Origin of the sequence: Pseudoalteromonas sp. S554 (genome assembly GCF_005930865.1) — a bacterium.
Classification (GTDB): domain Bacteria; phylum Pseudomonadota; class Gammaproteobacteria; order Enterobacterales; family Alteromonadaceae; genus Pseudoalteromonas; species Pseudoalteromonas marina.
The window spans coordinates 50264-56263 of the sequence record NZ_PNDV01000019.1 but is presented as its reverse complement, the minus strand read 5'-3'; the positions used below and the strand labels follow the sequence as shown (position 1 = coordinate 56263).

Genomic DNA, 6000 nt, shown 5'->3' with positions numbered 1-6000 from the left:
ACGGCAAAGGCCAACTCACTAAAACCTTACGATTATATTAGCTATTATTTAACCCAAATCTGCAAACCGGGTTGCCAAATCGATGATTTACTGCCTTGGAATATCAAAAGCTAGGTGTAGATTGCCGGACGCTTACATTTAGGGGATAAAAACTGGCTTATAAAGCTTTCATCTTTAAAGTTTTGCATAGCAAAATGAAGGGTATCAAGCCAATTACTTCCGGCATATTCAGGAAACCACTTTTTATCTTCTTCCGTTGGGTGTTCGCATAGTCGCCTAATATCAACCATCATATTGAAGCCTAAAGCATATGGGTTGATACCTGAATAATACTGACTATTGTAAGGTGGTTGATAAACAACATTTGTATGGCTTTGTAAAAATTCCAGCATAAATGAGTCGGTAAGTTTACCTTCATCATATAGGTGATTTAAAATGGTGTAATGCCAAAAGGTGGCCCAGCCTTCATTCATTACTTGTGTTTGTTTTTGTGGGTAAAAATATTGTGATATTTTACGCACTATACGAATAACTTCACGTTGCCAAGGTTCTAAAAGTGGTGCGTTTTTTTCTATAAAATACAAGATATTTTCTTGCGGCTCTTGAGGAAAGTGACGTTCTTTCTTTTTTGCTTCTTGGTGATGTTCGGGGATTGTTCGCCATAATTCGTTCACTTGAGATTGCAAATAAGCCTCGCGTTCTTCTTGGCGCTTTTGCTCTTCGAATAACGAAATTTGTTGCGGGCGTTTATAACGATCAACGCCATAGTTCATGAGTGCGTGGCATGAGTCTAGTAAGGTTTCTACTGCTGTTACACCGTATTTTTCTTCGCAGCGACGTATATAATTTTTAGAAAATACTAGGTAATCAATGATAGAGCTGGCATCAGTCCATGTTTTAAATAAATAATTACCTTTAAAAAAAGAGTTGTGGCCATAACATGCGTGCGCCATAACTAGTGCTTGCATCGGTAACGTATTTTCTTCCATTAAATATGCAATACAGGGGTCTGAATTAATCACTATTTCATACGCGAGGCCCATTTGTCCGCGTTTATAGTTTTGCTCAGTTTGAATGAATTTTTTCCCGTAAGACCAATGGTTGTAACCAATAGGCATCCCAACACTTGAGTACGCATCCATCATTTGTTCGGCGGTGATCACCTCTATCTGATTAGGGTAAATGTCTAACCGGTAAAAGTCTGCAACGCGGGCTATTTCTGTTTGATACTCAGTTAACAAATCAAAAGTCCAGTCAGGGCCGTCACTCATTCGTTTAGTATTCATATTAATACCTCGCTTGGTTATGCAGCCCCTTGTTGTTGCCGACCTTTTTTAAAAAACTCCCTAAATATAGGGTAAATGTCTTCAACACTTTGAATGTGCTGTATGGCAAAGTTGGAATGTGTTTGCGTAATATTTAAATATTCTCGCCATAGGCTTTGATGAGCACGTGTTGTGATTTCAATGTAGGCAAAATAGCGAACAGCATCTAAAAGGCTATTACGTAATATTTGCCCGCAATGAGGAGTATCGTCAGCCCAGTTATCACCGTCAGATGCTTGTGCTGCATATACATTCCATTCGTCTGCGTTGTAACGCTCTTTAATTATTTTATCCATCAGTTTAAGTGCGCTCGATACGATAGTTCCCCCAGTTTCTTGAGAGTAAAAAAATGTTTGTTCGTCTACTTCAGTCGCTTGCGTATGATGACGGATATAGACCACTTCAATGTCTTTATAACTGCGCGTTAAAAATTGATATAGTAAAATATAAAACCGTTTTGCCATATCTTTTGTGGTTTGGTCCATAGAGCCTGACACATCCATAATACAAAACATAACCGCTTTGCTGGTGGGGTGGGGGCGCTTCTCGTAATTTCTAAAACGCAAGTCGTAGTTATCAATAAAAGGCACAGCTTTAATTTGCTGTTTGAGTAGGTTTATTTCTTTTTGTAAAAGTGCAACAGCGGCTTTATCGCTATGAGGTTCGTGTATTAATATTTTTAGCTGAGCTTCTAAATCGGCTAAGCGGCGCTTTTTTCCAGCGCTCATGGCAACACGTCGAGCAAGTGATCCTTGTAACGAACGAACAATATCAATATTACTTGGCATACCTTCACTGCAAAAACCGGCTCGCTGGGTTTTCATTTGTACAAGTTTATCAAGTTGATTTTCTTGAAGATTAGGGAGTTCTAAATCTTCAAAAAGTAAATCGAGGTACTCATCTTTTGAGATAGAGAACACAAATTCATCTTGACCTTCGCCAGAGTCGCTTGCCTCACCTTGTCCAGAACCATCACCTTGACCACCTTTTGGTCGCTCTATTTTATCACCTGTTGCAAACTGATCGTTACCTGGGTGTATTTGTTTTTTATTCCCACCTTTACCTTGATGAAAGGTAGGCTCGCTGATATCACGTTGCGGAATAGATATACTTTCCCCCGATGTAGAGTCGGTTACACTGCGTTTATTTATTGCATCTGACACCGCTTCTTTTATCTGTTTTTTATAACGCCTAATGAAGCGTTGACGATTTACGGTGCTTTTATTTTTACCGTTTAAACGTCTGTCTATAAAATGTGCCATAATGACCTCCTAAAACTACAACTATGAAGGTTATTGTGATTTTCTAACACGTAGGTACCACTCAGATAACAATCTGACTTGCTTTTGTGTATAGCCTTTCTCGACCATGCGATTAACAAAGTCTTCGTGTTTTTGCTGATCTTCAGCTGAGGTTTTAGTATTAAACGAAATAACAGGCAACAGATCTTCTGTGTTTGAAAACATTTTTTTCTCAATGACAGTGCGTAATTTTTCATAACTCGTCCACAGCGGGTTTTTGCCATTGTTATGAGCCCGTGCGCGGAGTACAAAATTGACTATTTCGTTACGAAAATCTTTAGGGTTAGAAATGCCCGCTGGTTTTTCAATTTTCTCAAGCTCTGCATTGAGTGCAGCTCGGTCAAATAATTGGCCTGTATCAGGGTCACGATATTCTTGATCTTGAATCCAAAAATCGGCATAAATAACATAGCGATCAAATATGTTTTGTCCATATTCTGAGTATGATTCCAAATACGCAGTTTGAAGTTCCTTACCAATAAATTCAACATACTGAGGGATTAAATAGCCTTTTAAAAAGCTCAAGTAGCGTTCTTCAACATCGCTGCTGAATTGTTCACGCTCTATTTGTTGTTCAAGTACATAAAATAAGTGAACAGGGTTCGCGGCCACTTCTGCGTTATCAAAATTAAACACCCGAGATAAAATTTTAAATGCAAAGCGAGTAGAAAGGCCCGTCATGCCTTCATCCACCCCTGCGTAATCGCGATACTCTTGATACGACTTTGCTTTTGGATCAGTGTCTTTGAGTGTTTCACCATCGTACACTCGCATTTTAGAATATAGGCTTGAGTTTTCAGGCTCTTTTAATCGTGAAAGAGTTGTAAATTGTGCCAAAGCTTTTAAGGTGCCAGGCGCGCAAGGAGCGCTATGAAGTTCACTATGCTGAAGAAGTTTGTCGTAAATTTTAATTTCTTCAGTGACACGCAAACAATAAGGTACCTTGACTATGTATACACGGTCTAAAAAGGCTTCATTATTTTTGTTATTCTTAAAGGTTTGCCATTCAGATTCGTTTGAATGAGCGAGGATCATGCCATTAAAGGGAAGAGCGCTAATACCTTCAGCCCCATTGTAATTACCTTCTTGCGTGGCCGTTAGTAGTGGATGGAGTACTTTGATAGGGGCTTTAAACATCTCTACAAATTCCATCAAGCCTTGATTTGCCATACAAAGTGAACCCGAGTAAGCATAAGCATCGGGGTCATTTTGCGCAAAGTGTTCAAGCTGACGTATATCTACTTTACCTACTAATGCAGATATATCTTGGTTGTTTTCATCGCCAGGCTCTGTTTTAGCGATGCCTATTTGATTCAGAATAGATGGATAACGTTTTACCACTCTAAACTTACTTATATCGCCATTAAACTCTTTCAGTCGTTTGCCTGCCCACGGTGACATAATTGTTTTTAAATAACGTGGCTTAATACCGTACTCTTGCTCTAGCACATTAGCGTCTTCAATGGGATCAAACAGAGATAATGGGTGATCGTTTACCGGTGACCCTTTAATTGAATAGATGGGTACTTGTTGCATGAGGTACTTTAGCTTTTCAGCAATAGATGATTTGCCACCGCCGACTGGACCTAATAGGTAGAGAACCTGTTTACACTCTTCAAGCCCTTGAGCGGCGTGTTTTAAATAAGAAACAATTTGTTCAATGGCATCCTCCATACCATAAAAATCGGTAAAGGCAGGGTAGCGTGCAACTACTCTATTTGAAAATAACCGACTGAGGCGTGCATCCGTTGCGGTATCTACCATTGTGGGTTCACCTATGGCCATTAAAAGGCGTTCTGGTGCACTCGCGTAGGCAGATTTGTCGGTTTTACATATCTCAAGAAACTCGGCGATACTGTACTCTTCTTCTTGTGCCGCTTCGTAACGTGCTTGGTAATGCTCAAAAATCGTCATAATAACCTCCGAAACCCGCTGTAAAAGGTGCTTACATTTTAAAGTTTAGTCGCGAAAGTCTATGTTTGTGGAATAAAATTAAAAATTTAAGTGAAAAAAGATCATGTTGAAGAAGGCTATTTTGTCAAATGACAGAGTTTAAAAGTATAAATAATAGGCATAAAAAAAGACGCTTTAGCGTCTTTTTTAAATTAGCGATAAGTGCTAATTAAGCGAAGTTTGCGTTTGCAAATTCCCAGTTAACAAGTGACCAAAAACCTTTAAGGTAATCTGGACGCACGTTACGGTAATCAATGTAGTATGCGTGTTCCCATAAATCTACAGTAAGAACAGGTGTAACGCCTTCGTCAGTAAGTGGTGTAGCAGCGTTAGATGTGTTAACGATGTCTAAAGAGCCATCGGCAAGTTTTACTAACCAAGTCCAGCTTGAACCGAAGTTATTTACTGCTTTGTCGTTTAATGCATCTTTAAACGCATCAAAAGAACCCCATTTAGCGTTAATTGCATCTGCAATTGCGCCAGTAGGCTCGCCGCCGCCATTTGGAGATAGGCTGTTCCAGTAAAACGTGTGGTTCCAGATTTGCGCTGCGTTGTTAAATACACCGCCTTCTGATGAACATACGATTTCTTCTAGAGATTTGTTTTCAAACTCTGTACCAGGGATCAAACCGTTAAGCTTAACAACATACGTGTTGTGGTGCTTACCGTGGTGAAACTCTAATGTTTCTTTTGAAATATGTGGCTCAAGTGCGTCGATTGCATATGGTAGTGACGGTAGTTCAAATGCCATTTTTTATCTCCATCTTTTTTAGTTGATAGTCCATTTGGTAATACGTAATGCCTGTTGAAACAGACCACTTACCTATACCAAGTGGGAATATAGTGTTACTATAATTGTTGAGTATTTTACTCAAGTTTAAGCAAACAGCAATGTTATTGCGAAAGACTATTTCAATTGTGGCTTTATTTGCCCATTTTAAGTTATATATTTATGGTCACGATGAGTTATTTTCAAGACCTAAGTATATTTAGCTATCGTTACTTTGAGGTTGTAGATGGAAACCATTGATAAAATTAAACAGCAAATTTCAGAAAACCCAATTATCCTTTTCATGAAAGGGTCACCTAAGTTACCAAACTGTGGTTTTTCTTCACAAGCTTCACAAGCACTTATGTCGTGTGGCGAACCGTTTGCATACGTTGATATTTTACTAAACCCAGACATTCGTGCTGAGCTTCCTGCATACGCAAATTGGCCTACATTCCCACAACTTTGGGTTGAGGGTGAGCTAATTGGTGGTTGTGATATCATCATCGAAATGTTCCAACGTGGTGAATTACAACCGTTAATCACAGAAACAGCGGCTAAGTACAAAGAAGCTGACGCTGAGTAATCTTATTTTGTGAGCGCTATTTTTATAGTGCTGTTATAATAAAAGCCACGTTAAGTGGCTTTATTG

Annotated in this window: 5 protein-coding genes and 1 pseudogene; 2 read left to right on the top strand and 4 right to left on the bottom strand. The window is 39.1% G+C overall.

Annotated elements, in window-relative coordinates:
• On the top strand, nucleotides 1-114 hold a 114-nt coding region (locus CWB65_RS05075; RefSeq protein WP_138740074.1), incomplete at its 5' end, for a transposase domain-containing protein.
• A gap of 14 nt (nucleotides 115-128) precedes the next feature.
• Here CWB65_RS05075 and CWB65_RS05070 read toward each other — a convergent pair.
• From CWB65_RS05070 to CWB65_RS05055, 4 genes and pseudogenes are all read right to left on the bottom strand, one after another.
• A pseudogene (locus CWB65_RS05070) lies at nucleotides 129-1286 on the bottom strand (SpoVR family protein); the annotation flags it as partial.
• A 17-nt stretch (nucleotides 1287-1303) separates the two neighbouring features.
• On the bottom strand, nucleotides 1304-2587 hold the full coding sequence (locus tag CWB65_RS05065; protein WP_138740073.1) for a YeaH/YhbH family protein: 1284 nt from the start codon (nucleotides 2585-2587) through the stop codon (nucleotides 1304-1306).
• 30 nt (nucleotides 2588-2617) lie between these two features.
• Complete coding sequence (locus tag CWB65_RS05060) at nucleotides 2618-4540, bottom strand: PrkA family serine protein kinase (protein WP_138740072.1); 1923 nt, start codon at nucleotides 4538-4540, stop codon at nucleotides 2618-2620.
• A gap of 208 nt (nucleotides 4541-4748) precedes the next feature.
• Entirely contained in the window at nucleotides 4749-5330 is a 582-nt protein-coding gene (locus CWB65_RS05055; protein WP_006792408.1) for a superoxide dismutase, read from the bottom strand.
• A gap of 265 nt (nucleotides 5331-5595) precedes the next feature.
• On the opposite strand from CWB65_RS05055, the gene CWB65_RS05050 reads away from it, so the two are divergent.
• The gene (locus CWB65_RS05050) at nucleotides 5596-5934 is read left to right on the top strand and encodes a Grx4 family monothiol glutaredoxin (RefSeq protein ID WP_006792409.1); all 339 of its coding nucleotides are present in this window, start codon (nucleotides 5596-5598) and stop codon (nucleotides 5932-5934) included.
• Nucleotides 5935-6000 lie beyond the last annotated feature (66 nt).

Coding starts and splice junctions, on each gene's coding strand:
- CWB65_RS05065 (WP_138740073.1), bottom strand. CDS start 2,587: ATGGCACATTTTATAGACAGACGTTTAAACGGTAAAAATAAAAGCACC.
- CWB65_RS05060 (WP_138740072.1), bottom strand. CDS start 4,540: ATGACGATTTTTGAGCATTACCAAGCACGTTACGAAGCGGCACAAGAA.
- CWB65_RS05055 (WP_006792408.1), bottom strand. CDS start 5,330: ATGGCATTTGAACTACCGTCACTACCATATGCAATCGACGCACTTGAG.
- CWB65_RS05050 (WP_006792409.1), top strand. CDS start 5,596: ATGGAAACCATTGATAAAATTAAACAGCAAATTTCAGAAAACCCAATT.